General features: G+C 68.3%; 25 protein-coding genes. 12 read left to right on the top strand and 13 right to left on the bottom strand.

All coding sequences use genetic code 11. The features are described from left to right. Positions 1-83: 83 nt before the first annotated feature. The gene (locus BM150_RS03610; RefSeq protein ID WP_175496669.1) at positions 84-443 is read left to right on the top strand and encodes a DUF3817 domain-containing protein; all 360 of its coding nucleotides are present in this window, start codon (positions 84-86) and stop codon (positions 441-443) included. Between the two features lie 226 nt (positions 444-669). On the opposite strand, the gene BM150_RS03605 is transcribed toward BM150_RS03610, so the two are convergent. Beyond that, positions 670-1,170, bottom strand: a complete 501-nt coding sequence (locus BM150_RS03605) for a MarR family winged helix-turn-helix transcriptional regulator (protein WP_092924405.1) — start codon at positions 1,168-1,170, stop codon at positions 670-672. Between the two features lie 171 nt (positions 1,171-1,341). On the opposite strand from BM150_RS03605, the gene BM150_RS03600 reads away from it, so the two are divergent. Further along, positions 1,342-1,647 (top strand): MTH1187 family thiamine-binding protein, encoded by a 306-nt coding sequence (locus BM150_RS03600; protein WP_092923835.1) that lies wholly within the window; start codon positions 1,342-1,344, stop codon positions 1,645-1,647. Positions 1,648-1,957: 310 nt separating this feature from the next. On the opposite strand, the gene BM150_RS03595 is transcribed toward BM150_RS03600, so the two are convergent. After that, the gene (locus tag BM150_RS03595) at positions 1,958-2,215 is read right to left on the bottom strand and encodes a hypothetical protein (RefSeq protein WP_342752522.1); all 258 of its coding nucleotides are present in this window, start codon (positions 2,213-2,215) and stop codon (positions 1,958-1,960) included. Between the two features lie 365 nt (positions 2,216-2,580). Here BM150_RS03595 and BM150_RS03590 point away from each other — a divergent pair, with 365 nt between their 5' ends. Next, the gene (locus BM150_RS03590) at positions 2,581-3,492 is read left to right on the top strand and encodes a tetratricopeptide repeat protein (protein ID WP_092923832.1); all 912 of its coding nucleotides are present in this window, start codon (positions 2,581-2,583) and stop codon (positions 3,490-3,492) included. A 138-nt stretch (positions 3,493-3,630) separates the two neighbouring features. Here the strand turns inward: BM150_RS03590 and BM150_RS03585 are convergent, their stop codons facing one another. Together BM150_RS03585 and BM150_RS03580 are read right to left on the bottom strand one after the other, a co-directional pair. Next, on the bottom strand, positions 3,631-5,091 hold the full coding sequence (locus tag BM150_RS03585; protein WP_092923829.1) for a neutral zinc metallopeptidase: 1,461 nt from the start codon (positions 5,089-5,091) through the stop codon (positions 3,631-3,633). 180 nt (positions 5,092-5,271) lie between these two features. Beyond that, a complete protein-coding gene (locus tag BM150_RS03580) occupies positions 5,272-6,555 on the bottom strand; it encodes a neutral zinc metallopeptidase (protein WP_092923826.1) in 1,284 nt (427 codons plus the stop codon). Between the two features lie 206 nt (positions 6,556-6,761). Here BM150_RS03580 and glgP point away from each other — a divergent pair, with 206 nt between their 5' ends. Next, positions 6,762-9,323, top strand: a complete 2,562-nt coding sequence (gene glgP, locus BM150_RS03575) for an alpha-glucan family phosphorylase (RefSeq protein WP_092924401.1) — start codon at positions 6,762-6,764, stop codon at positions 9,321-9,323. A 72-nt stretch (positions 9,324-9,395) separates the two neighbouring features. On the opposite strand, the gene BM150_RS03570 is transcribed toward glgP, so the two are convergent. Beyond that, positions 9,396-10,559, bottom strand: a complete 1,164-nt coding sequence (locus BM150_RS03570) for a tetratricopeptide repeat protein (protein WP_245755236.1) — start codon at positions 10,557-10,559, stop codon at positions 9,396-9,398. Between the two features lie 240 nt (positions 10,560-10,799). Here BM150_RS03570 and BM150_RS03565 point away from each other — a divergent pair, with 240 nt between their 5' ends. Beyond that, the gene (locus BM150_RS03565; protein ID WP_092924397.1) at positions 10,800-11,567 is read left to right on the top strand and encodes an ATP-binding cassette domain-containing protein; all 768 of its coding nucleotides are present in this window, start codon (positions 10,800-10,802) and stop codon (positions 11,565-11,567) included. A gap of 27 nt (positions 11,568-11,594) precedes the next feature. Here BM150_RS03565 and BM150_RS03560 read toward each other — a convergent pair whose 3' ends face one another. From BM150_RS03560 to BM150_RS24010, 3 genes are read right to left on the bottom strand one after another with little or no spacing between them, the layout of a single operon-like run. After that, on the bottom strand, positions 11,595-12,062 hold the full coding sequence (locus BM150_RS03560; RefSeq protein ID WP_092923824.1) for an Imm1 family immunity protein: 468 nt from the start codon (positions 12,060-12,062) through the stop codon (positions 11,595-11,597). Then, complete coding sequence (locus BM150_RS03555; RefSeq protein WP_092923821.1) at positions 12,059-12,892, bottom strand: DddA-like double-stranded DNA deaminase toxin; 834 nt, start codon at positions 12,890-12,892, stop codon at positions 12,059-12,061. The genes BM150_RS03560 and BM150_RS03555 overlap by 4 nt, the downstream gene beginning before the upstream one ends. Positions 12,893-12,901: 9 nt before the next feature. Then, positions 12,902-13,072 (bottom strand): hypothetical protein, encoded by a 171-nt coding sequence (locus BM150_RS24010; RefSeq protein WP_175496667.1) that lies wholly within the window; start codon positions 13,070-13,072, stop codon positions 12,902-12,904. 226 nt (positions 13,073-13,298) lie between these two features. Here BM150_RS24010 and BM150_RS03550 point away from each other — a divergent pair, with 226 nt between their 5' ends. Beyond that, positions 13,299-13,628: a hypothetical protein gene (locus BM150_RS03550; RefSeq protein WP_245755234.1), complete on the top strand. Its 330-nt coding sequence runs from the start codon at positions 13,299-13,301 to the stop codon at positions 13,626-13,628. A gap of 340 nt (positions 13,629-13,968) precedes the next feature. Here BM150_RS03550 and BM150_RS03545 read toward each other — a convergent pair whose 3' ends face one another. The 4 genes from BM150_RS03545 to BM150_RS24850 all read right to left on the bottom strand — a co-directional run bounded on the left by BM150_RS03545 (position 13,969) and on the right by BM150_RS24850 (position 14,874). After that, positions 13,969-14,202: a hypothetical protein gene (locus BM150_RS03545; RefSeq protein WP_092923815.1), complete on the bottom strand. Its 234-nt coding sequence runs from the start codon at positions 14,200-14,202 to the stop codon at positions 13,969-13,971. Between the two features lie 117 nt (positions 14,203-14,319). Next, positions 14,320-14,547: a hypothetical protein gene (locus BM150_RS03540; RefSeq protein WP_092923812.1), complete on the bottom strand. Its 228-nt coding sequence runs from the start codon at positions 14,545-14,547 to the stop codon at positions 14,320-14,322. Next, on the bottom strand, positions 14,540-14,743 hold the full coding sequence (locus tag BM150_RS03535; RefSeq protein ID WP_092923809.1) for a hypothetical protein: 204 nt from the start codon (positions 14,741-14,743) through the stop codon (positions 14,540-14,542). The genes BM150_RS03540 and BM150_RS03535 overlap by 8 nt, the downstream gene beginning before the upstream one ends. Then, positions 14,740-14,874, bottom strand: a complete 135-nt coding sequence (locus BM150_RS24850; protein ID WP_281243641.1) for a hypothetical protein — start codon at positions 14,872-14,874, stop codon at positions 14,740-14,742. Before BM150_RS24850 ends, BM150_RS03535 begins: the two co-directional genes overlap by 4 nt. A 214-nt stretch (positions 14,875-15,088) precedes the next feature. Between BM150_RS24850 and BM150_RS03530 the strand changes: the two genes are divergently transcribed. The 5 genes from BM150_RS03530 to hrpA all read left to right on the top strand — a co-directional run bounded on the left by BM150_RS03530 (position 15,089) and on the right by hrpA (position 22,462). Continuing rightward, positions 15,089-15,940 carry a helix-turn-helix domain-containing protein gene (locus tag BM150_RS03530; protein ID WP_092923806.1) on the top strand — a complete coding sequence of 284 codons (852 nt, stop codon included), beginning with the start codon at positions 15,089-15,091 and terminating at the stop codon, positions 15,938-15,940. Then, positions 15,937-16,134 carry a DUF397 domain-containing protein gene (locus tag BM150_RS03525; protein ID WP_092923804.1) on the top strand — a complete coding sequence of 66 codons (198 nt, stop codon included), beginning with the start codon at positions 15,937-15,939 and terminating at the stop codon, positions 16,132-16,134. Before BM150_RS03530 ends, BM150_RS03525 begins: the two co-directional genes overlap by 4 nt. Positions 16,135-16,405: 271 nt before the next feature. Next, the gene (locus BM150_RS03520) at positions 16,406-17,188 is read left to right on the top strand and encodes an enoyl-CoA hydratase/isomerase family protein (protein ID WP_092923801.1); all 783 of its coding nucleotides are present in this window, start codon (positions 16,406-16,408) and stop codon (positions 17,186-17,188) included. Between the two features lie 12 nt (positions 17,189-17,200). After that, entirely contained in the window at positions 17,201-18,382 is a 1,182-nt protein-coding gene (locus tag BM150_RS03515; protein WP_092923798.1) for a THUMP-like domain-containing protein, read from the top strand. Between the two features lie 120 nt (positions 18,383-18,502). Beyond that, the gene (hrpA, locus tag BM150_RS03510) at positions 18,503-22,462 is read left to right on the top strand and encodes an ATP-dependent RNA helicase HrpA (RefSeq protein WP_092923795.1); all 3,960 of its coding nucleotides are present in this window, start codon (positions 18,503-18,505) and stop codon (positions 22,460-22,462) included. Positions 22,463-23,005: 543 nt separating this feature from the next. On the opposite strand, the gene BM150_RS03505 is transcribed toward hrpA, so the two are convergent. Beyond that, a complete protein-coding gene (locus BM150_RS03505) occupies positions 23,006-23,845 on the bottom strand; it encodes a DegV family protein (RefSeq protein WP_092923792.1) in 840 nt (279 codons plus the stop codon). A 292-nt stretch (positions 23,846-24,137) separates the two neighbouring features. On the opposite strand from BM150_RS03505, the gene BM150_RS03500 reads away from it, so the two are divergent. Then, complete coding sequence (locus BM150_RS03500; RefSeq protein ID WP_175496666.1) at positions 24,138-24,920, top strand: electron transfer flavoprotein subunit beta/FixA family protein; 783 nt, start codon at positions 24,138-24,140, stop codon at positions 24,918-24,920. The last annotated feature ends 63 nt before the right edge of the window (positions 24,921-24,983 follow it).

The following is a 24,983-nucleotide window of genomic DNA, read 5'->3' as shown; positions in this document are numbered from 1 at the left end:
GACCAGTCCGGTGCGCCCGTGTCGTACCCACACCGGTGCATACCGGACATCGGAGCGGAAGGCTCCCACGATACGGTGAGATCGTGCTCAGGACTGGTGTCGGATGGTTCCGACTGATCGCGGTCGCCGAGGCTGTCTCGTGGGCCGGGTTGCTGCTCGCGATGGTGCTCAAGTACGGGTTCGGTTTTCCCGAGGCCGTGACCGTCATGGGATGGATTCACGGTCTGGTGTTCACCGCTTACGTAGTCGTCAGCCTGGTGGTGTACGGGCCGCTGCGGTGGAGTTTCCGGGTGCTGGTGCTCGCCCTGATCGCTTCGGTCCCGCCGTTCGGATCGGTGGTTTTCGAGCGCTGGGCGCTGCGACGCGGACTGCTCACCACACCGGAACCGTTGGGGCCCACGTCGTTGTCGAGGCTGGTCGGCGCGTTGCGTGCGTTGAACTGACCGGGGCGTGACGTGCGTGGCCGTCTCCGGTCGCGGGACGGTGGGTCGTCGCACGGCGGTTTCGGCCCGCGGCGTTCCAGCCCCTCGTGGGGGCGAACAGCCGGGAGCTGTGACACGGCTCCGGGGTTGCCGGGACCGTGCCCACTCGAGGACTCCGCGTCGGGAGCGGGAATCGTCGGGTGGTTCCGCTCGACGAGCTTCGGACGACCGAGCCGGAAGAATTCGGTCAGAAGTCCCCGGAAGCCTGTCTGACCTTGCCGAGCAGCTCGGTGAGCTGCTGCGTCTGTCGTTCGGTGATGCCCGAGAGCCCGAAGTCGATGTCGGTGACCGATTCGGTGGCCTTGTCCGTCACCGTGCGGCCGTGTTCGGTGATCTCCACCAGCGTTGTACGTCGATCGGTCGGATGGGGGACGCGTCGCACCAGTTCGTCGGCTTCCAGCCGATCGACGATGTTGGTGACACTGGTCGGGTGCAGTTGCAGCCGGTCCCCCATGACACGCATCGGGAGGCTTCCCTGCCGGGAGAATGACAGCAGTACGAGCGCCTCGTAGCGGGCGAAAGTCAGGTTGTGCGGCCGCAGTGCCGAGTCGACCGCCGACTGCAGGATTTGCTGGACCCGCATGATGCTGGTCACCGCGGCCATCGTCGACGAAGGACCGATACGTTGCGACCAGGTCTCGGCCGCGCGAGCTATGGGATCGAATGGCAGCGGTTGGCGGGGGCTCATGGCATTCGACGCTAGCAGCGTGCTGTTGCACGAACGGGCGATGTGGGGTGTTCGCCGCAGCCGTGGTCGGCGCGTGTCCGACACGTCCGCCACGCGGTGCCGGTAGGTTCGTCGCGGTACCCCTCCGCGAATCCCGATGGAAACGAGACTTCGTAGTCAGGAGAAACACACATGTTGGTCGCATTCAGCGTGGCCCCCTCCGGGGCGGGGGACTCCGACAGCGTGAGTGCCGCTGTCGCGGAGGCGGTGCGGATCGTGCGCGACTCCGGATTACCGCACGAGACGAACGCCATGTTCACCACCGTTGAAGGCGAGTGGGAGGAGGTGATGGACGTGGTTCGGCGTGCCACCGAGGCCGTGTCGTCCAGGGCACCCCGCACCAGTCTGGTGATCAAGGCCGACATCCGGCCGGGTCACACCGACCAACTCCGGGAGAAGGTCGAGCGCGTCGAGCAGCGGCTCGAAGGCGGCAGCTGAGATCGATCCCGGTGGTTCGGCCGAGCGGGGCGGGCGACCAAGAGCCGGACAGCCAAGAACCGGACAACCGAGAACGGCCGCCGGCACGCGCGTCGCGCGGACGCGCGTGCCGTGTGAAGTGCCCGCCGCGACGGGGTGCGAATCCCCGTCGTTCGTGGCGTCCCGGGTCCGTGAGGACGCCGACCGCATCCGTGGTTCACCGGATGCGAGGCGGACCCACCCGCCGCGGCGGACAACCAACTCACGGGGCGGCCTCGGAACGTTCCCGGATCGGGACGCTCCTCGTGCCGCCCAGCGGAGCTCCGTCAGCTCACTTGGACAGCGGGTGGTCGACCACCGGGGCGTTGACGCACTGGGAGTTCTGGGCCGTCAGCAGGTTGAGGGTGACACCGATGACGGCGCTGATGTTGTTGTTGCAGGCCTGGATCGGCACCGCGCTGATGTTGTTGTCGTCCACCGCGTTGATGCCGTCGTTGTCCTTGGTGTCGGCGAACGCGACCGTACCCATGGTCATCATCCCCAGGGTGGCGACGCCTGCTGCACCGGCAACACGGGTTGCAATACGCACTGTCTGATACCTCTCGTCGAACTTGTGGGTAGGGAAAAATCCCGATCGAGTCCCTACGGAGTTGCGGGGCACCGCATGGTGCGGCGCCTCTCGCGGACTCGTGAGTGGGTTTCGACGCTGTCCCGCTCGGAGATTAGAGATTTTCGCCAGATCTCCCTGATCGAGTGATCAAAGCTAACTCGATCGAGAGATAAAATGCCTGCTCGAACGCGTTCGGTGATCTATTCCGGGCTCTTCGCCTTGCCGGACCGGGGTGTCGGGGTGTGCACCGCCTGCCACTGGCGGCGTGGCACGATGGGGGTGTGACACGGCCTGATCCACGCCAGAATTCCGATGCAGCGCAGAGCTCGGCGGCCGCCGCCTCCATGGCAGGGGCGGTCGACCTGTCGGGGTTGAAGAACCGGGCCGACGCCCAGGCCAAGTCCGCGTCCGCGGGCTCGGGCTCCGGTGGTGACTCCGGCGGGGCAGGCGCTTCGGTCGTCGAGGTCACCGAGGCCAACTTCCAGGCCGAGGTGGTCGACCGGTCGATGCAGGTGCCGGTCGTGGTCGACCTGTGGGCGACCTGGTGCCAGCCGTGCAAGCAGCTCTCCCCCATTCTGGAAAAGCTCGCCGGCGAGGGCGGCGGATCCTGGGTGCTGGCCACCATCGATGTGGACAACAACCAGCGCATCGCGCAGCTGTTCGGTGTCCAGTCGATCCCCACGGTGATCGCCATCGCGGGTGGGCAGCCGGTCGAGGCGTTCCAGGGCGTGCAGCCGGAGGAACAGATCCGGCAGTGGATCAGTTCCATCCTGGACTCGCAGCGCGATCAGCTTCCCGGTATCAGCGCCGCCGAGCAGGGCGCGGGCGCCGCTGAGGAGGAGCAGGAGGACTCCCGGTTCACCGCGGCCGAGCAGGCGCTGGAACGCGGTGAGTACGCGGCCGCCGAACAGGCGTACCAGTCGATCCTCGACGCGGAGCCGGACAACGAGCAGGCCAAGGCCGCACTCGCACAGGTCCGGTTCACCGCCCGTGCCGAGAGCGCCGATCCCGGCGCGATCGAGCGTGCCGAGGGCGCACCCGACGACGTCGAGGCACAGCTCGCCGCCGCCGACGCCGAACTGGCGCAACAGCGCGTGGAGGATGCCTTCAACCGGCTGATCGGTACGGTCCGGCGCACTTCGGGTGCGGACCGCGATCGTGTCCGCGAGGAACTGCTGGAGATGTTCGGCCTGTTCCCGGAAGGCGATCAGCGAGTCGCCGACGCGCGGCGTTCGCTGGCCAGCGCGCTCTTCTGAGCCACCTGAGAGTCGGCACCCCGCGAGAGCCGCGGGGTGCCTCGACCGACGGGGTGCCCGCTTCTTCCGTCCCCGTAGCGAACTCGGCGGCAGGCGCCACCGGACTCGTTCCAGGGAGATGAGACGGGAACTCGCCGGTCAGGTGCCGTACTCGGAGGCGCAGGGGGTCATTCCCTGTTGGAATCCGATGCGGAACGCCTCGACCCGGGGGAACCCGGCGGGTACCTGACTACCGGTCATGTCCGCTGCGATCAGACTGTCCTCACCCAGCAGCGCCGCCACGCCCTCGTCGACGTCGCCAGGGGCGATTCGCAGCTTGCCGACCGGATTGCGTTGCCCGATCGGATCCTCCACGAGCAGGCCGCTCCACGCGCCCACCAGACACGCGGTACGCAGCCCCGCCCCGTCACCACGCAGCGACAACCCCGCCGATTCCTGCACGGCCAAGGTGTAGCGGGAGGCCAGCTGGGCATAGGCGGCGAAGTCTCCGTAGCCCGCGGTGCGTTCGCCGTCCGTGGGTGGCTGGGCGATCTCCCGCAGCCCGGCCAGCCGGACCGAGACGGTGTTGGTCTCCACGCAGTACGAAACGGGCTCGGTGCTGTCGGCACCGCCGCAGGATCGGGGACCGATGATCACCCTCGGGGGAGCGAACCCGGTCTCGCTGAAGACCTTCCGCAGGCTCCGCGCCACGGCTCGGATGTTGTCCGCCTCCACCGGAAGATCCGACTCCTGCTTGTCCTTCCAGAAGTGGAACTGGGTGGTTCGTTCCGTGACCGACTTCTCGGTTATCTCGGCACACCGGCTCGGGCCGTCGCTGAAGCCGTACTGAAACGCCGAAACACGGTCGAAGGCGGTGCCGTGAGCCCGGGGATCCGCGAAGCCGGTCCGCCCCGGCGCGTCCCGGATGTAGCTGAGTACTCCCATGACGGTGTTGAGCCCGTTACCGGTCGACACGCGGATGTGTGGTGCCGAGCCCTCCGCCGCGTGCCGGAAGAACGCCCCGGCGAAGCAGTCCGCCTGTTGTTCGCTGACCAGCGTCGGTGTGTCGTCGTCCACGAGGCCCGCCCGGTGTTGTACCGCGTGCCCGATCTCGTGCGCCAGCACGGTTACCGGGGCGAGCTGCCCGAACGTGCTGCGCAGCTTCGGCAGCAGCACCCCGCGGTCCCAGGCGATCGTGTCGCTTCGCGGGCAGTAGAAGGCGTTCGCCAACCCGGCCAGCCGCTGTCCGCAGACGCGCCTGTCGGTGTTCCGGGAATCGTACGAGACCAACCGTGCGATCGGACGGAACGCGGTGCCGTCGAAAGTGTCCGGATAGGCCGTTTTCCAGTACTGCCGCACGTCGGCGACCGTGTCGACCGCGAGGGTGTCGATCTCACCACCGGTACTCCCGACCACCGGCAACTTCGCGTCCGTGACACCCGGCTTGCGGCCACTCGGGCCGTCACTGGCGGGCAGCCCGGCCACCGTGTCGACCTCCGGCTCGTCGTTGGCGGTCGGAATTCCGTCGATCGGACGGGAGCACCCCGTCACCAACAAGCACAGTGCGACGGCGGTCGCCGAACCTGCCAGCAGGCGCCGCGTCGTCGAGCTTCGTCCCACTGACGTGTCCCATCCTCGAAATCGCTCGGGTCCTGTCCCTCCACCTCGGCTCGGCAGAGCGCCACGCGCAGCGTAGCGAATGAACCATCCCCGACACTTCCCCAGGCGCACCCGCCCGAGAACCACCTGAATCCCGGAGGTTCGCACAACTCGACGTGTCGTTCCGCACGGGGCGGCACCCTACGAACAGGACTTCGCGGTACCGCTCACCCCGGCCCGGAACGCCCGCAACTCCTCGAAGCCACTGGCCGTGCTCGTGCCGAACACCTCCCGGCGTGCCGCGTCAGCGGCGAGCACGGCGCGGATCGCCTCGTTCAGGTCCGAGCCGGATGCGCGATCGGTGTCGCGTACCAGGTGACCCGTGTAGGCACCCGTGAGACACGCGGCACGGATTCCCCGCCGTTCCGGCGTCCCGGAAGCCGTCCCCCGTGCGGCGGCGGTGGCGAACGCGCCGATCAGGGACGTTTCGGCGGCCTGGTCACCGAGCTCGTAGATCGAACGCCGTAGTCGTTCGCGATTGACCGCGAGCACGTTCCCACCGCAGTCGGTGAGGATGGCGGCCCCCGCGCATCCGGCCGCCTCCGGTGCCAGCAGCTTCGGCGGATCCCACCGACCGCCCCGCCGTTCCACCAGCTCGTCGAAGAACTGTCGGGCCGGGGGAACTCGGTCGCGCAGCAGCGCCGTCACGTCGCGGTTGCCCCGCGAGCCGCCTCCGGCCGACCACTCACCGCTGAGCTCGCGCCCGGTGGTGCACGTTCGCGGACCGTTCGTGTAGCCGTCCTGGAACGCGCCCGTGCGCTCGTAGGCGGTGCCGTGCGCGTCGGCGACGCCTCGGGCCGCCGGATCCGCGAAATTGATCAGCGCTCGCAACGCGGCGTCCAGTTCGGCCGAGTCCATTCGCAGCCGTCGCGAGTCACCGTCGACGACCCACCGCACGTAGCTGCCCGCGTAGCAGTCCGCGGTGGTCTCGATCCGCAGCGGACTCCGCTCGCCGGACGCGGGTTCGCCGTCGAGCCGATGCGCCACCGCGTGCCCGATCTCGTGCGCCAGCACCAGCACCACGGCCGACTGGCCGTAGTGGTCGCGCAGCACCGGCAGCATCGCCGCGCGATCCCACGCGATCGCGTCCACGGAGGCGCAGTAGTAGGCGTTGCCGGTCAGCTCCGCCACGTCGGCCGAACACGGCGGCGGTGTGGCGTTCTCGTCGGTGGTGTCCACCGAGAAGAAGCCGCCGTCCAGGTCGTGCCAGTCCCGTCCGAACACTCGGCGGAACTCGCCCTCCCAGTAGTCCTGCGCGTCGGTGACCACCGTCGCCGCCAGTTCGTCCACGGCGGAGGAATCGGTCCCGAACACGAAGGAGGGAGCCACGGCGTGACGAAGGACACCCGGATCGGGGGTGGGTGCGCTTCGGATCGCGGTACAACCGCTCAGCACCGCGAGCAGCACCAGCGGCAGCAGCGACACGACCCGGCACCGCGCCTTCCGAACGGATCTCCCCGAAGGGGGCCGGCTCCGCGCCGTCGTCGAGGTCCGCGAGTCCGTTTCGGCACGATTCGCTCGGAGAACGCGGTCGCGGCGGGGTCCGGTGGGCACGTACACCAGGCTCGCATGCCGGGTTTCGCGCGTGGGTGGTTCGGGACTCGCGTCCCGGCGAGATACCCTGCGCGTCCGTGAGAGCCGTTCGTCGCTTCACCGTCAGCGCGCACCTGCCGGATTCCCTACAGGCCCTGGGCCGACTGGCCATCAACCTGCGCTGGAGTTGGCATCCGCCCACCCAGGATCTTTTCGCCTCCGTCGAACCGGACGTGTGGACGGAGGTCGGTGGCGATCCGCTCCGACTGCTGGCCGAGGTCCCCGCGGAGCGGTTGGACAGGTTGGCCGCGGACGAGGACTTCCTCGCCCGCTGCCGCGCGGTCGACGACGACCTGCGTCGTTATCTCACGGTGCCGCGGTGGTACCAGCAACGCCGCGACGAGGGAACACCGCTGCCCTCGTCGATCGCGTACTTCTCGATGGAGTTCGGTCTGACCGAGGCGCTCCCCAACTACTCCGGTGGGCTCGGGGTGCTGGCCGGGGACCATCTCAAGTCCGCCTCCGACCTCGGGCTTCCGCTGGTGGGAGTGGGGCTGCTCTACCGCTCCGGTTACTTCCGGCAGTCGCTCTCCCCCGAGGGATGGCAGGTGGAGCAGTACCCGGTGCTGGATCCGCGCGGGCTGCCGCTGGAGCTGTTGACCCGTCCCTCCGGGGAGCCCGTGATGGTGCACGTCGCGGTGCCCGAGGGCAGGCTGCTGCGGGCCCGGATCTGGAAGGCCCAGGTGGGGCGCGTCCCGTTGTTGCTGCTGGACAGTGACGTCGACGACAACGAGGACGACCTGCGGGGCGTCACCGACCGGCTCTACGGCGGGGACGCCAGCCATCGGATCAGGCAGGAGATCCTCGCGGGCATCGGTGGGGTGCGCGCGGTGCGCGCCTACTGCGAGCTGACCGGCACACCCGCCCCCGAGGTGTTCCACACCAACGAGGGCCACGCCGGTTTCCTCGGGCTGGAGCGCATCAGGGAACTGCTCGCCGATCCCGGTCTCGGCTTCGACGAGGCGGTGGCCGCGGTCCGCGCCGGTACCGTGTTCACCACCCACACCCCGGTCCCCGCGGGGATCGACCGCTTCCCGATTCACCTGGTCCGGCACTACTTCGGTGACGGCTCCGCGCAGTCGTTGCTTCCCGGAGTTCCGACGGACAAGGTCGTCGAGCTCGGTGCCGAGGACAAACCGGGTACTTTCAACATGGCCAACATGGGGTTGCGGTTGGCGCAGCGCGCCAACGGCGTCTCCGAGCTGCACGGCGGTGTCAGCAGGCGGATGTTCAGCGGTCTGTGGCCCGGTTTCGACACGGAGGAGATCCCGATCTCCTCGGTCACCAACGGGGTGCACGGTCCCACCTGGTCGGCGCGGGAACTCGGCAAGCTGATCGGCGAGTCGGAGATGGACCAGGGGGCGGGGCTGCGCGGCATCGAGCCGGTCAGCGACTCGCTGCTGTGGGAGCTGCGCAGCTCGTTGCGCGGCAGGCTCGTCGAGGAGGTGCGACGCAGGCTGCGGCATGCCTGGTTGCGGCGTGGTGCCTCCGAGCTGGAGCTGGGCTGGTGCGACTCGGTCTTCGATCCCGATGTGCTGACCATCGGGTTCGCCAGGAGAGTGCCCACCTACAAACGGCTCACCCTGATGCTGCGGGACCCCGAACGGCTGCGCGCCCTGCTGCTGGATCCGGACCGTCCCGTGCAGGTGGTGGTCGCGGGCAAGTCACATCCCGCCGACGAGGGTGGCAAGGCCATGATCCAGCGCATCGTCCGGTTCGCCGACGATCCCGAGGTGCGCCACCGCATCGTCTTCCTGCCCGACTACGACATGTCACTGGCCAGGTACCTCTACGCGGGCTGCGACGTGTGGTTGAACAACCCGGTGCGTCCGCTGGAGGCCTGCGGAACCTCCGGCATGAAGTCGGCGCTCAACGGCGGGTTGAACCTCTCGGTGCGCGACGGCTGGTGGGACGAGATGTACGACGGCCACAACGGCTGGGCCATCCCCAACGCCGACGGGGTCAGCGATCCGGAACGCAGGGACGATCTGGAGGCCAACGCGCTCTACGAGCTGATCACCGAGCACGTCGCCCCGATGTTCTACGAGCGAAACAGCGACGGCCTGCCCGGTCGCTGGATGTCGATGGTGCGGCACACGCTGGCCACGCTGGGACCCAAGGTGCACTCCTCCCGCATGGTGCGCGAGTACGTCGACAACCACTACTCGCCCGCGGTGCGCTCGGTGCAGGCCGCCACCGCGAACGACTACCGGGGGGCGAAGGAGATCGCGAGCTATCGGGAGCGGCTGGACGAGGCGTGGAGCGCGGTGCGGGTCACCGACACCTACATGTCCGTTGAGGACGGTTCCACCCCGCTGCTCGGCGGCAAGATCACCGTGCGCGCGCTGGTGGAGCTCGCGGGCCTGCACGACTCCGACGTGACCGTGCAGGTCGTGGTGGGCAGGGTGGACGACTCCGACGAGCTGCGCGACTTCGTCACCACTTCGATGCGCTGTGTCGCCGACGGCGGCTACCAGGCCACCGTGACGCTGCCGCACACCGGACCCGCCGGCTACACCGTTCGGGTGCTGCCCAAGCACCGGTTGCTCTCCAGCCCCGCCGAGCTCGGCAAGGTGGTGCCCGCCGACGAGAAGTCGTGAACCGCTCCTATCGAACGGCCTCGCTCCGGTGCTCCTGTGCGTGCCCGCGCTGGTCGACCGCGGGAACGCCGCTCAACCCACCACGTCCAGGCGTTCCCGCACCGAGCGGACCCGAGGCCACCAGTCCGCGAGGCGTTCCGCGTCGGCCAGCGTCTCGCGAGCCCGCCCGTTCTCGCCCTCGGCCATGTACGCCCTCGCCAGCGTCGCCAGGTTGTCCGCCCGGCTGGTGGTCGAGGTCGAGTACTCCGCCCCGGTCCCGCACAGCCGGACCGCCTCCGCCGTTTCGCCCTGTGACAGCGCGAGCAGCCCGAACGTTCCGCTGAGCTCGAAGGCGGGGAAGCCCAGCCGGACGGAGTCGTGCAGCGCCCGCTCGGCCGTGGGCACGATGTCGGCGGCGGGAAGCTGTCCCGCCTCCGCCGCGGCCAGCCCCAGTCCGGCCAGTCCCGCGAGCATGTAGCACATCTCCCGTCGCGGCGGTTGCTGCTCGGACAGCCGTCCCAGCAGCAGCATGGTGGCCGTGTCGAACTCACCGCGCGCCTCGTGCATGGTCACCCGGCAGGACAGCGCGGTGTGCGAGTCCGGTGCGATCCGGTCGAGCTCGTCCACCACGGCCCGCGCCCGGTCGAGCTCACCGCGTTGCAGCAGCGTGTGTGCCTCGGCGGCGTAAGCGCCCGCGCGGAACTCCCGTGCCCGTCCCGCGTCCTGTCTGGGTAGTCCGAACAGCAGCCATCCCGTCGAGGTGCGCAGCGGCGTCCTGCCGGGGATCAGCTGGTACAGCAGCACCGCGCTCGCGGCAGGCGCGAAGCCGTCCCAGAACGGTGTCCCGAGCCCGAACCAACCCGCGGTAGCCACGGCCACCCCGAACAGCGCCGAGACGAGTCCGGCCGTCCAGCAGCGCGTGATGACCGGTTCCCGCCGTGGACCGATGTCCGCGCTGAGCACCACGGGCAGTGTGCGAAAGGTCACTTCCACTTGTCCGGCGCGTACGGTGCCGAGTCGACGCCCCGCGCCGATCACGATGTGTCGAACCCGCAGTCCCAGGAGGAACGAGCCCAGCAGTAGGCCCGTCCGAGTGCACATGGGGAGCACGATCGTGCCGAGCAGTGCCCCGGTCACGGCCGCGAGCACACCGAGAGCGCCGTTGCCCAGGACTGTTTCCACGGTCGTCAGTACGACCAGGGCCACCGTCGCAGCCACGAACCAGGGTTTGCCGAGTAGTCTCAACCAGGGATGCACGGGCGAGGGATGTTACTCGTCCCCGTCGGAATCGGCCGTCGATTTCGCGGGAAAAACTGGCATATCGTGGCCGGTGGGGTTGTCTCCCGGTGGAGGAGCCCCACCGGGAGAGCGGGACAATGACAAGCGCGGACGCGGAAACCCCGCCGGTCCGCGGCGGAGGCGAAGCGCGTGTCGACCAACGCGCGCACAACGGCCGGTCACGGCTGGGAGGTAGACGTGGACGACCTGGTCATCCGGATGGATGGCGTCAGTGTCCGGCGGGCGGCGAACACACTCGTGACCGATGTGGACTGGTCGGTCGAGCTGGACGAGCGCTGGGTGGTACTCGGGCCCAACGGCGCGGGGAAGACGACCGTCCTCAAGCTCGCCGGTGCCGAGATGTATCCCACCACCGGCGCTGTCGACGTGCTCGGTGAGCGGCTCGGCAGCACCAACGTTTTCGAGCTGCGCCCTCGCATCGGGCTGTGCTCGGCCGCGTTGGCGTCGAGGATGCCCACCGAGGAGCTCGTGCGCGACGTCGTGGTCAGCGCGGGTTACGCGGTGGTCGGCAGGTGGAACGAGGACTACGACCACATCGACACCGAGCGCGCCGAGGAACTGCTGCGCGGCATGGGCATCGCCGAGCTGGCCGATCGGCCCTTCGGCACCCTCTCCGAGGGAGAGCGGAAACGTGCCCTGATCGCGCGGGCGCTGATGACCGATCCCGAGATGCTGTTGCTGGACGAACCCGCTGCCGGGCTGGATCTCGGTGGGCGCGAGGACCTGGTCGCCAGGCTCTCGGCGTTGGCCCTCGACCCGGACGCGCCCGCGATGACGCTGGTGACGCACCACGTGGAGGAGATCCCGCCGGGATTCACCCACGCGCTGCTGCTTCGCGAGGGCGGCGTGGTCGCGCAGGGGCTGCTCGATGACGTGCTCACCGAGCGGAACCTCTCCGAGACCTTCGGCCAGGACCTGCGGTTGCAGCGCACCGGGGATCGCTACTTCGCGACGCGGCGCGACTGATCGTGGTTTTCCGGTGGGAGTGCGCGGTTAGAGGATGAGAAAGCCCTGCTGCCACTGCACGGTGGTGGGGCGTTCCCCGCTGTGGGTGTATTCGGTCAGGGCCCGGCGTACCTCGGTTTGGGGAAGTGAGGCCGAGGCGGGCAGGAGGTCGGGGCCGTCGCAGGCGAACACCAGTTCCGGTGCGTCCTCGGGTGCGTGTGGGTTGAGAGTGTCCAGCACGGTGTCGGTGCCGATCCAGGTCATCGCTGCCCAGCCGGTAGGCGGGTGGGAGGCCACCCGCAGGTAGGCCGGTGGGAACAGGGCTCCTCCTTCGTCTCGGTCGGAGCGTGCTGGTCGGTCCCAGGCGCAGACGATGGTGGTGCGGCTGTAGTCGGTGTTCTCGGCGAGAACGAGGTCGAGCAGTGTTTCGACCCCGTCCGGGGCGCTGGCTGTGTGGGTGCGCTCGTCTTGATCGAAGAGCACGGTGACGACGGTGGCAGTGTCGATGGTGGTCATGCTTGTCCCTCGATTCGTCGTGGCTGGGTAGCTCCGGGTTCCCACACGTCCAGAATCGAGCCGCGGGGCAGGATGGTGCGGATCGCCTTCTCGCAGGAGAGATCGCCGGAGCACATCCGGTTGTTGATCGTGACGGCTCCGTGGGTGATTCCGGCTTCGCGCATCCGCATCGCTGCCTGTGTCTCCACGTGTTGGGATACCGCCGGTGGCCCAGCGCGTAGCCGGTCGCCGCCGAAAGTGGGATCACCGGTCAGTACCACGTCGATCCGGCTGACCCGTTCCCGCTGCGTTCGCTGTTCCGGTGTTTCCTCGGAGTCCGGTCCACGCTCCCACCTTTCAGTTCCAGCGTTCCAGATAGGGCGCCCCCTGCCACCACTGCGCAGGGCAACATCCCCCGATCCGGGGAAACGCAGTATTCCCTGCGTGGGGGACCGAGGTTGGTCCCGATCCGGTAGTTCCTCGCGGGCCTGATGCACCCACTCGTCGATCGAGCCGGGGACGTCGCTGACCGGAGGCCGGTAGGTCGATGGGTGGGGAATACTGGGCGGAGGCTGGTCGCCGCTCATGCCGAGCCCGGCGAGGTAATCCACCAGATGCTTGCGGGAGCTCCCGCACAGGGCGAGCACGTCGTCGATGAGCTCGCGAGCCTGGTGGAACAGGCCGATGGCCTCGTACAGTTGTGGGTTCCGGCTGCCGTCGGAGATCTCATCGAGGGTGGGCAGGGCGTACTCGTCGAGCCAGACCCGTGCCTGTTGTAGTTGTTCGGTGGGTAGTTGTGCGAGAGCACCGCTGACCTCGTTTGCCAGGTGTCGCACGTCGGAATCGGACACCTTGGCTCCTTACAGGGCAGTGGTGTAGTCGCGCGTATGGTCGGAAGCCAGCGTCATGGCCTGCAGGGCTTCGCCGCTCTTCTCATGGGCCAGGCTGAGCCGTCCCAGCGCCTGCCGCACGTGCACCTGGTCGGAGCCACTGGCCACCTGCCACAGCTGACAGCGGAGCTCGTCGAGCATTACTGATCTCCTATCAGCAGGGGACGACAGCGAAGGCGTACGAGCGGGAGCGGTTCAGGTTCGAGCGTGGTGCGTTCTTCGTCGCATAGAAAGCCGGGAACACAAGAAAACACCGGCCTCGGTCGGGGACGGCGCATCAGCATTACTGGATTGCTCACCAGTGTAGTGCGTTTGGTGGTTGTCTCGTCGGTTCGCGGTGTCCGTCCGGTGTCGTATGATCCGCGCCATGCGCCCGTTTCCGACGCCCGCCGAGTACGGCAAGTGGGATGTGCTCCCCGAAGATCCCCCGGAGTCCGAGCTCGACTTGTCCAACGAGGACGTGACCGACGCACTCGTACGCCGCGAGAGACTCAAGGACGAGTGGCGCGGATACTGGCACTACCCGTACGGAGAGCACGACCCCGCGGCAGCCAGGGAAACCCCCGAGACCGCCGAGGCGTGGCGGAATTGGTTGCTGCGGCGCTCGTATCAGGGCATCGCGTTCATCAACGGGTGTATTGTGCGCTGGTCGGCGGATTCGCGGGCGCGGACAAAATCGGGGCGTCCCGCTGCCTAGCGGGGCGCCTCGCGTTTTCCGTCAGTTCCCCGGATCGGATTGGTTCCGGCACGAGTCGCACAGCTCCCCGTCCCGATCGGCGTTCCCGCTACACATCCGGCATGAACCCATCGTAATCACCTCCGGAAGGATTCTCACCCGCATCTATTGCGAGGGCGATCCTCCGGGAAGGTGAGATGCTAGGTGGGCGCGCTCTCGGTATTTTCCGTGCGCTGCAGGGGCGTCCGTGAGTTGATGTATAGATAGAGCTGGCAACTGTTGGTCTCGATCACGGCGTCGACGTCGCCACCTTTGGTGAGTACCCACCGGTCGCGAGAGTTGTCGCGTTCGTCCTCGCCGTTCAACGTGTGATTCCAGGGGTGTTCCAGCTGAAGAACACGTCGCGGGTGCTGTGGGTGTGGATGGTTTCCGTGACCCACACGGCGGTGTGGTGCGGATCCGTCAGCACCTCGCTCGGTGTGTGGTACCTGCGTTCCCTGACCCCGGTCACAGCGGGCAGCAGGTAGCCGTGCCAGTGCAAACCCCGGGTACGCCAGGTGCCGGGAAGTGGTTCGAGGATCTCGGGCAGGTCCACTTTCGTCCCCTCGGTGGTGGTGGGAACCGCCCGGCCGGACGGGGAAGGGGAGAGACCGGCCGGGCGGTGGACGGCCCGGCACCGGATGTCGGGGTCTCGACGGTGTCGGGCCGTGGCTTACAGGGCGCGGAGTCCGGCCAGCACGCGGGCGAGCAGATCCGGGTCCGTCCCGTCGAGTGTGAGCGGGCTGTCCGCCGTGGGCCGACCGGGGAGGTCGCTGCTTCCGGGACGGCGTTTCGTCACGGCCGACAGCGGCAACGTGCCGCGCCAGTGCGAGAACCGGGCCAGTCCGAGGGCGGGCATGATCTCGGTCAGCGCCGCGTCGGCCCGGACCTCGTCAGGCATCGGTGTCGCCGTCGACGACGGTGGTCCCGTCCAGCTCGTCGGCGTAGCGCCGGAGGTGGTCGGCCATCTGTTCGAACACCTCGGCGGCCTCGCGGCACTGCCGTCCGGTGGCCAGCCGCCCGGCGATGTCGTGCGAGAGCTGTTCCATGCGCCACTGCTCGTGCGCGACCCACATCGCGAACTCGCCGGGACTCATGCCCGTTCTCCCGCCCGGATCGCCGCGTCCAGCACCGCGCGCAGGTGCCGGGCCTGCGCGAGCGTCCACCGTGTCCGGTTGTAGACGGTCGGCGTGTCGATCTGGACCACGTCCGGCGTGTGCGGCGACATCCACACCCGCACCGACCCCGAGCCACCCTCATGAACACACCTCGCCCGTTCGCCGAATTCTGTCAAGTCATATCGTTGTGGCATTCGATACGCTCCATGCTGGATTGAGTACCGCTTGGTGCTGGTACCAAATAATCCCGGTACCGGTACCGAATGATCAATCGCCTAATCGGATGATCTGGCGCGCTGGCTGAATACGCTAGAGTTTGGTGACATGGCCGAGACCAACCCGGCGCCGCGTGCCTACCTGCTGGGCTCCGAACTGCGCTACGCGCGTACGCAGGCGAACTTGACGATGCGTGACCTGGCCGCACGGCTGGACGTGACGCACACCGTGATCGTCCGGTGGGAAAACGGCTCGCGGGTGCCCTCGTCCGACTCGGTATCAGCGGTCTGTGCTGTGCTCGGACTGTCCAGCGCGGAACGCGACCGGTTGACCGACATGGCGCGGGCGGCGGCCAACGAACCGGCGAACTCCGTCTCCGTGGGACAGACGGGTGCGCAGGATCAACTGGCGGCATTGCTGGAATACGAACGCAACGCGTCCACGATTACCGACGTGGCTCCGGTGCTCATGCCGGGTCTGACGCAGACCTCGGACTACGTGCGTGCCATCGTCGGCACGGACAGCGATGATGTCGACAAGTGGGTCAACATGCGGTTGGGCCGCAAGGACATCATTACCCGGCGGCGGAACGCAGCGCACTACGTGGCGTTCCTGCTGGAGGCCGTGCTGTACCAGCGGATCGGCGACCGCGACACCCACGTCGATCAGTTGTACCACCTGGCCGAACTGGGAAAACGTGACAATGTCGAGATTCGTGTGATCCCGGCGACCGCTGGGTGGACCCCGGCGCACACGGGACCGTTCGTTCTGTTGGAATTCAGCCGCGCCGAGCCTGTAGTGCACCTCGAACACCACAGGTCCAGCGCGACGCTGCGCGACGACGAGGACGTGACAGCTTATCTCGACGCGAGAGATCATCTCGCCCGTGTGGCGATGAACCCGGAGGACTCGATCGGGCACATCGCCGCCGTGGCCGACCGATTGGAGAATACAGCGTGACTCTATCGCAGCTGCCCGACAACTGGCGCAAGTCCAGTAGGTCGAGCAATCAGACCAACTGCGTCGAGATCGGCCGCATCGGCACTGGCGCGGCGGTGCGTGACACCAAGGACCGCTCCGCCGGGTACTTCACCACCACCGGCACGCAGTGGGCCGCGTTCATCGACGCCGTCAAGAACGAACGGTTCGACTGATCCGGTAGTCCGGTAACCGAGTTGGTCCCGGTACGCGTTGAACCGCTCTGCGGGGCCACTCGGTTCGTGCTGTGCTCCGAGCGGAGTGCCGGTGTCACGCGCTGTACGTCCCGGGCTCGAACCGCCGCGGGGCCAGCGCTGCCCGGAGCGAGCCCGGGCGCGGTGGTTGTGACCGAGGCCACGGGCGCGGCGGGTGTTCCAGCGCGGTAGCCTGCGGCACCGTTCGTGGTTGGATCAGCGCGTTTTCACAGGCTTTCAGGAGGTTTGCGACGTGGGTGAGTTCGTCGGGCTCGAAGTGGACGGCGGTATCGGCACGATCCGGCTGGATCGGCCCAAGATGAACGCGCTCAACAGCCAGGTCGAGCGCGAGATTCTGGAGGTAGCCAACGAGGCCGCCGAGCGGGACGACGTGCGTGCGGTGATCGTCTACGGTGGCGAGAAGGTGTTCGCGGCCGGTGCCGACATCAAGGAGATGTCGGAGAAGTCGGCCACCGAGATGGCGAGCAAGGAGCGCAGCGGGCTCTCCGCCGCGTTGACCGCGGTGGCCGAGATTCCCAAGCCCACGGTGGCCGCCATGACCGGATACGCGCTCGGGGGCGGTTTCGAGCTGGCGCTCACCTGCGACCGCCGCATCGCCGCCGAGGGACTCAAAGTAGGACAGCCCGAGATCCTGCTCGGCGTGATCCCCGGTGCCGGTGGCACGCAGCGACTGGCTCGGCTGGTCGGCCCGAGCAAGGCCAAGGACATCGTCTTCAGCGGCAGGTTCGTCGAAGCGCAGGAGGCGCTGTCGATCGGTATGGTTGACGAGATCGTGGCCGCCGAGGACGTCTACGCCGCCGCGCGCCGCTGGGCCGAGCAGTTCGTCAACGGCCCCGTCCACGCGCTCGCCGCGGCGAAGCGGGCCATCGACGAGGGACTGGAGGTCGATCTGCACACCGGGCTACGGATCGAGACCCACCTGTTCACCTCGCTGTTCGCCACCGAGGACCAGAAGATCGGGATGCGCTCGTTCATCGAGAACGGTCCCGGCAAGGCCGAGTTCACCGGCAACTGATCCGGCGGCATCGTGGCATACCGGTTCGACCCTTCCGACGTCGCGTTTCTGCGTTCCGCACCGGGACGGCAGGCGTTGGAACGGGTCGCGCGACTCCCGCTGACCGACTCCTCCCGCCTGGCGGACACGGCAGCCGCCCGGGAGGTGGCGGGCGAGCGGTACGCCGCGGCGGTGCTGGAGACCGTCGCGCTGCGTCGCAGGGCCGCCGCCAAGCTGCGCGACGCCGCGGACTGGCTGTTCACCGACACCGCGTTGCAGCAGGCCACGACCGGTTCGGTCGCCGCGCACCGCGCCGCCCGGCTGGTGGGCAGGGACGTGCACGACGTCACCTGTTCCATCGGGGCGGATCTCGCGGAGATCGCGCCGCTGGCCCGGAGCTTCGTCGGTTCCGATCGCGACGAGGTGCGGCTCCGCATGGCCCGCGGCAACCTGGCTGCGCGCGGTGTCGAACCGATGCTGGTGCGGGCGGACGCACTGCGACCGGTGACCACGGCGACCACGGTGGTCGCCGACCCCGGCCGCCGCGACGGCGCGGGACGCAGGAAGTGGAGCCCGGAGGACCTGGAACCGCCGCTGCGGGAGCTGGTCGAGACCTACCGGGACCGCGACCTGGTCGTGAAGTGCGCGCCCGGACTGGACTTCGAGGCGGTGCCGGAACGGGCCGAGATCGAGCTGGTCTCGCTGGCCGGGCAGGTGCGTGAGGCGTCGCTGTGGTTCGGCGGCCTGGCCGAACCGGCGGTGCGTCGCGGGGCCACCCTGCTCGACGAGTCGGGTGGGACGAAGCTGCGCGTCACCGACGCCGAGCCGGACGACTGCCCGGAGCGGTCGATCGGGGAGTGGCTGGTGGATCCGGACGGCGCCGTCGTGCGCGCCGGGCTGGTGCGGCACTACGCCGCCCGCTACGGCCTGGGGCAGCTCGACCACCGCATCGCCTACCTGACCGGTGAGACACCACCCCCGGGCGTGCGGGCGTTCCGAGTGCTGGAGCACGGCAAGTACAACGAGAAGAGCCTGCGTGCGCTGCTGCGCGGCCACGGTGTCGGGCGGCTGGAGATTCTGGTCCGCGGCCTCGACATTGATCCGGACGCCCTGCGCCGGAGGCTCAAGCTCTCCGGCGACGAGGCGGCCACCGTGGTGCTCACCCGCGTGGGCAGAACCCCCACGGCGATACTGTGCCGCGCGGAGACGGGCTGATACCGCCCCCGCTTCCGCCCGGCTCCCTTCCGCTCGGCGCGGCCGTCGTCGGGACCGTCGAGTGTGATTCGTGAAGCACGGCGGCGTGCCGCCCGCCGGGATCTCTATCCTGGAGAGAGTATGGCCACTGCACCCGTTCCGCCCTCGCTGTCCGAGCTCCGCGACCGCCTCGACGAACTCATGCCGCAGGACCACCGGCGGCTGCGGCGGCGCATCGAAGGCGCGCACAAGATCCGCGACCAGGAGGCGTTGCGCGGCGTCGCGTCCGAGATCTCGGACGACATCACGGCCGCGCACGAGCGCGTCACCCGCCGCAGGGAGCAGGTTCCCGAGATCACCTATCCCGCGGAGCTTCCCGTCACCGGGCGGCGGGAGGACCTGATGAGCGCGATCCGGGACAACCAGGTGGTCATCGTCGCCGGGGAGACCGGTTCGGGCAAGACGACGCAGCTGCCGAAGATGTGCCTGGAACTGGGCCGCGGCGTATTCGGTTCGATCGGCCACACCCAGCCGCGCAGGCTCGCCGCGCGCACCGTCGCCGAGCGGATCGCCACCGAACTCGACGTCGAGGTGGGCGGCGCGGTCGGATACCAGGTTCGGTTCACCGAACGCGCCGACGAGGACACCCTGGTCAAGCAGATGACCGACGGCATCCTGCTCGCGGAGATCCAGCGGGACAGGCTGCTGCGGCGCTACGACACGCTGATCATCGACGAGGCCCACGAGCGCAGCCTCAACATCGATTTCATCCTCGGCTACGTCAAGCAGATCCTGCCCAAGCGCCCCGACCTCAAGGTGATCATCACCTCGGCGACCATCGATCCGGAGCGGTTCTCCAGGCACTTCGACGACGCGCCGATCGTGGAGGTCTCCGGCCGCACCTATCCCGTCGAGGTGCGGTACCGGCCGCTGGTCGACGACTCCGACGAGCTCGAGGACGTCGAGCGCGACCAGATCACGGCCATCGGCGACGCGGTGGACGAGCTGTGCGCCGAGGGGCCCGGTGACATCCTGATCTTTCTCAGCGGTGAGCGGGAGATCCGCGACGCCGCGGAGGCGCTGGAACAGCGCAAACCGGCCCGGACCGAGGTGCTTCCGCTGTACGCGCGGCTGTCCTCGGCCGAACAGCAGCGCGTTTTCCAGCGGCACTCCACGCGGCGCATCGTGCTCGCCACCAACGTCGCCGAGACCTCGTTGACCGTGCCGGGCATCAAGTACGTCATCGACCCCGGCACCGCGCGGATATCCCGCTACAGCTTCCGGACCAGGGTGCAGCGGCTGCCCGTCGAGCCCGTCTCGCAGGCTTCGGCCAACCAGCGCAAGGGGCGCTGCGGTCGCGAGTCCGAGGGGATCTGCGTCCGGCTGTACTCCGAGGAGGACTTCCTGGCCCGGCAGGAGTTCACCGATCCGGAGATCCTGCGCACGAACCTCGCCTCGGTGATCCTGCGGATGACCTCGCTGGGGCTGGGCGAGGTGGCCTCGTTCCCGTTCGTGGAACCCCCCGACCGGCGGCAGATCACCGACGGGGTGAACCTGCTGCACGAGCTGGGCGCGCTGGAGCAGTCCACCAAGCGGGGCAAGCAGGACAACCAGCGGCTGACCAAGGTCGGCTCGAAGCTGGCGCAGCTGCCGATCGACCCGAGGCTGGCCAGGATGATCGTCGAGGCCGAGGTGAACGGGTGCGTGCACGAGACGATGGTCGTGGCGGCCGGACTGTCGATCCAGGATCCCAGGGAACGTCCCACGGAGCACCAGCAGGCAGCCGATCAGCAGCACGCCAGGTTCCACAACAAGCAGTCCGACTTCCTCGCCTACCTCAATCTCTGGCAGTACCTGCGTGACCAGCGCAAGGAGCTCTCCGGCAACCAGTTCCGACGAATGTGCCGCAACGAGTACCTGAACTACATCCGGGTGCGGGAGTGGCAGGACCTCTACAGCCAGCTGCGGCAGATGGTCAACTCGCTCGACATCTCGATCAACGACGAGCCCGCCGACGAGGACCGGGTGCACCAGTCGCTGCTGGCCGGGCTGCTCTCGCACATCGGGTTGAAGGACACCGAGCGCAAGTCCGGTTCCAACCGCCGCTCCGGCACCGAGTACCTGGGTGCGCGGGGTGCGAAGTTCGCGATCTTCCCCGGCTCGGCGCTGTTCAAGAAGCAGCCGCAGTGGGTCATGGCGGCCGAACTGGTGGAGACCTCCCGGCTCTGGGCGCGCACCGTCGCGAAGGTGGAACCCGCCTGGATCGAGCGACTGGCGGGGCACCTGGTCAAGCGGCACTACAGCGAGCCGCACTGGGAGAAGGACAAGGGCGCGGTGATGGCCTATGAACGAGTGACGCTCTACGGCGTTCCGCTCGTGGCGGGCCGCAAGGTCAACTACGGCCGCGTCGAACCCGAACTCTGCCGCGAGCTGTTCATCCGGCACGCCCTGGTCGAGGGCGACTGGGACACCCGCCACGAGTTCTTCCACACCAACCGCAAGCTGCTCGCGGAGGTCGAGGAGCTGGAACAGCGCGCCCGGCGCCGCGACATCGTCGTGGACGACGACGCGCTCTACGACTTCTACGACCAGCGGGTCGGTGCCGAGGTGGTTTCCGCCCGCCACTTCGACACCTGGTGGAAGAAGGTCCGGCGCCGGCAGCCCGACCTGCTCACCTTCCCGAGGTCGTTGCTGTTCAACGAGACCTCCGCGAGCGTGACCGACACCGACTACCCGGACTTCTGGCAGCAGGGCAGGCACCGGTTGCGGCTGAGCTACCAGTTCGAGCCCGGCAGTGACGCAGACGGGGTGACCGTGCACGTGCCGGTGGCCGTGCTCAACCAGCTCAGCCCCGCCGGTTTCGACTGGCAGATCCCAGGGCTCCGCGAGGAGCTGATCACGGCGCTGCTCAAGGCACTGCCCAAGCAGTGGCGACGTGAGTTCGTGCCGGTTCCCGACCACGTCAGGGCGCTGCTCGCGCGGCTGCGACCGTACGAGGGTCCGCTGCTCGAAGCGCTCTCCGCCGAACTGCGGCGCATGACCGGGGTCAACGTTCCGCTCGACGCCTGGGATCCGCAACGGATTCCCGACCATCTGCGGATGACCTTCCGCGTGGTGGAGGGCGACGAGAACAGCGGTGAGGAACGCATCCTCGCGGAGGGCAAGGACCTGGAGGAGCTCTCCGAGCGACTGCGCCCCCGGCTGCGGGCCGAGATATCGGCGGCGGCGGAAAGCATCGAACGGCACGGGTTGCGCGAGTGGGACTTCGGCAAGGTTCCCGGAACTTTCGAGCGGCAGCGCAACGGCCAGGTGGTCAAGGCCTACCCGGCGCTGGTCGACGAGGGTGACAGCGTCGGCATTCGCGCTTTCGACACGGTCGCCGAACAACGCGACCAGCAACGTCGTGGTGCCCGCCGATTGGTGCTGCTGAACCTGCCCTCGCCGGTGAAGTTCCTGCGGCGGCAGCTGACGAACTCGGCGAAGCTGGTGTTCGGCCGTAGTCCGCACGGGGATCCCGAGACCCTCTTCGAGGACTGCATCGCCTGCGCCGCGGACGCGCTCATCGATCGAGCCGGGGGCGTGCCCGCGGACCAGGAGGCCTTCGCCACCGTGGTGCGGCAGGTGCGTGAGGGGCTGAACGAGACCTCCGAGCGGGTGCTGTCCACCGTGGAGCAGGTGCTTACCACCCAACAGCGGGTCGAGGCCGAACTGGACGGCACACGCTCGCTTTCCGCCGACGCCGCCGAGGACATCCGCACCCAGCTGTCCAACCTGATCTACCCCGGTTTCGTCACCGAGACGGGGTGGTGGCGGTTGGCCGATCTGCGGCGCTACCTCGAAGCCGTCTCCTACCGGTTGCGGAAGGTCGCGCAGCATCCAGGTCGGGATCGAGATCTGATGGAACGGGTACGTGGCGTGGAGCAGCGCTACCAGGAGATGCTCGACTCCGTGGGGGAGGGCAAACCGGTGGGCGAGCGGCTCTGGTCGATCGGTTGGATGATCGAAGAACTGCGGGTGAGTTACTTCGCGCAGGAGCTGGGGACGCCGCACTCGGTCTCGGAGAAGCGGATACACCGGGCCATGGACAAGCTCCAACCCTGACCGCACTGTGGTCGCCCGCTTGCCGTAGGGCGCGGGTGGCGGAACCTCTGGCACGGCTCGCGCTCCGGGAGGCCCGATATCGAGTAGCCACCTACGCCACGTCGGGACTTCCTCGCGAGAGCCGCACCGGAGAACCCGCGGCGGCGCAGGCTGCGCTGGTGGTCGGGGTTCGGCTTTCGGAGCACCAAGGGCGCGGCGATTTCTCGAGAAATTTACGCCCCGTGGTCACACCCCTTCACCGTTCCGTCAATTTCTCGCGAAATCGACGGCGCAGTGGGGTGGTGTGGCCCCGAGCTCCGGCGATTTCTCGAGAAATCGCCGGGCCACCAGCGCCGACGAGTAGCCTCACTCCCACCACTTCCGCAGGCCGAGCCCCGACCACCCTCGCAGCAGGACCGACCGCGGGTTCTCCGGGGAGTGCCTCGCGAGGAAGGCCCCGACGTTGTGTAGGTCGCTACCCGATGTCGGGGCACCCGCGGCGAGGCGCCTCCGGAGGTTCCGCCACGCAACCACCTACGTGGGGTGAGAGACCGAACTTCGGCCTCACGCGGGCGTGATCGTGATTCCCACTGCTCCGGGGCCGGCGTGCGCGCCGATGATCGCGCTGGTCTCCTCCAGGAACGGTTCCCGCTGCGGTGACAACCCGCGGTTGAGCTTTTCCAGCACCCACTTGGCGCGTTCGGGAGCCTGGAAGTGCTCCGTGGCGATGTCGACCCGTCCTGACGCGGTACGCGCCGCCCGCTCCACTGCCTTGCGCAGCACCCGTTCCGGCCCGATTCCCTTGGTCAGCTCGTGCAGTTCGCCGTCGCGCATCACCAGCAGTGGTTTGATCGACAGTGCCCGCGCGAGGGTGGCCTGCCCGCCGCTGACCCGCCCGCTGCGCCGCAAGTACTCCAGGGTGTCGACGTAGACCATCTCCGTGGTGCCGTTCAGCCGCCGGTGCAGCAGCTCCAGCACCGTGTGCACGTCGTCCCCTCGGGCGGCGGCCTCGGCCGCAGCGATCACCGGTAGACCGAATCCCAGCCCGCACATCCCGGAGTCGATCACGTGCACCGGCACGCTGACCTCGGCCGCCGCGGCGCGTGCCGCCTCGCAGGTGGCCGAGAGACCGCCGGAAAGGTGCACCGAGACGATCGCCTCGACACCCTCGCTGACGGCGTCCGCGTAGTTCCAGAAGAACGCGGGGGCCGGCGGAGCGGCGGTGGTCACCGGTCGTCCCGATCGCATCGCCTCGGCGAGTCTGTCGTGCGGGACGCGTCGCTCGTCGTCGCTTTCCCCGTCGATGCTCAGATCCAGCTGCACGACCGTGATGCCCAGCTCCTCGGCCAGAGCGGCGGGGATCGATGCGGTGGAGTCCGTAACGATGGCGACGCGTCGATTCATACTTTCAGGCTAGCGTTGATCACCTTTTCGTATGAATGCCCCGTGTTGGGGGAGTCGCACGTGGTCGTCCCCGCTGTTCGGTGCCCCGCCGTGGAAAGGCGCTACGGAGTGAGTACCGTCACCCTCGTATCCGGGTTACGCTGGGGCTACCGGCCGGTAACATCCATGGTGGTTGGCGTCACTGTGCTTTTCACGGGGCTACGTGGCAAGGTCAACCTTCCCGGGGACATGCCGCGCCGGGACTACTCAGCCAGGAAGCCGTCAACAGTCCGCAGGAGGTCGGAGAGGGCCCATGAATATTGTCGTCCTGGTGAAGCAGGTGCCGGACACGTGGTCCGAGCGCAAGTTGTCCGACTCGGACCACACGTTGGATCGGGCATCCGCCGATGTGGTGTTGGATGAGATCAACGAGCGGGCCGTTGAGGAGGCGTTGCTGGCCAAGGAGGCCCACGGCGGTGAGGTGACCGTGCTGTGCATGGGCCCCGAGGGTGCGTCCGACGCGATCCGCAAGGCGCTGTCGATGGGTGCGGACAAGGCCGTGCACCTCACGGATGAGTCGCTGCACGGTACCGACGCGGTCGGTACGGCCAAGGCGCTGGCCAAGGTGGTCGGCACGCTGGATTCGGTGGACATGATCATCGCCGGTAACGAGTCCACGGACGGACGCAGCGGTGCCGTTCCCGCGATGCTGGCCGAACTGCTGGGCTGGCCGCAGCTCACCTACGCCCGCTCGCTGTCGGTCGACGGATCGACGGTCTCGATCGAACGCGAGACCGACGCCGGGGTGACCAGTGTGCGCGCCGAGCTCCCCACTGTGGTCAGCGTCACCGAGAAGATCAACGAGCCGCGGTACCCCTCGTTCAAGGGCATCATGGCCGCGAAGAAGAAGCCGGTTTCCACGCTGGCGCTGGCTGACGCCGGTATCGAGGCCGAGGAGGTCGGACTGTCCGGCGCGCTGACGCAGATGGTCTCCTCCGCGCCCGCGCCGCCGAAGGAAGCAGGCCAGCAGGTCACCGACGAGGGCGACGGCGGCACCCGCATCGTCGAGTTCCTGTCGGGCAAGAACCTCGTCTGAGGTTCCTCACCGCAAGGGGATTCGGCTCCGCCGGTTCCGGCCGGGTGCCGCGTTCCGGCACTC

The organism is Actinopolyspora alba, from assembly GCF_900112765.1.
Taxonomy (GTDB): domain Bacteria; phylum Actinomycetota; class Actinomycetes; order Mycobacteriales; family Pseudonocardiaceae; genus Actinopolyspora; species Actinopolyspora alba.
This window is presented reverse-complemented; position numbering and strand designations above follow the sequence as displayed.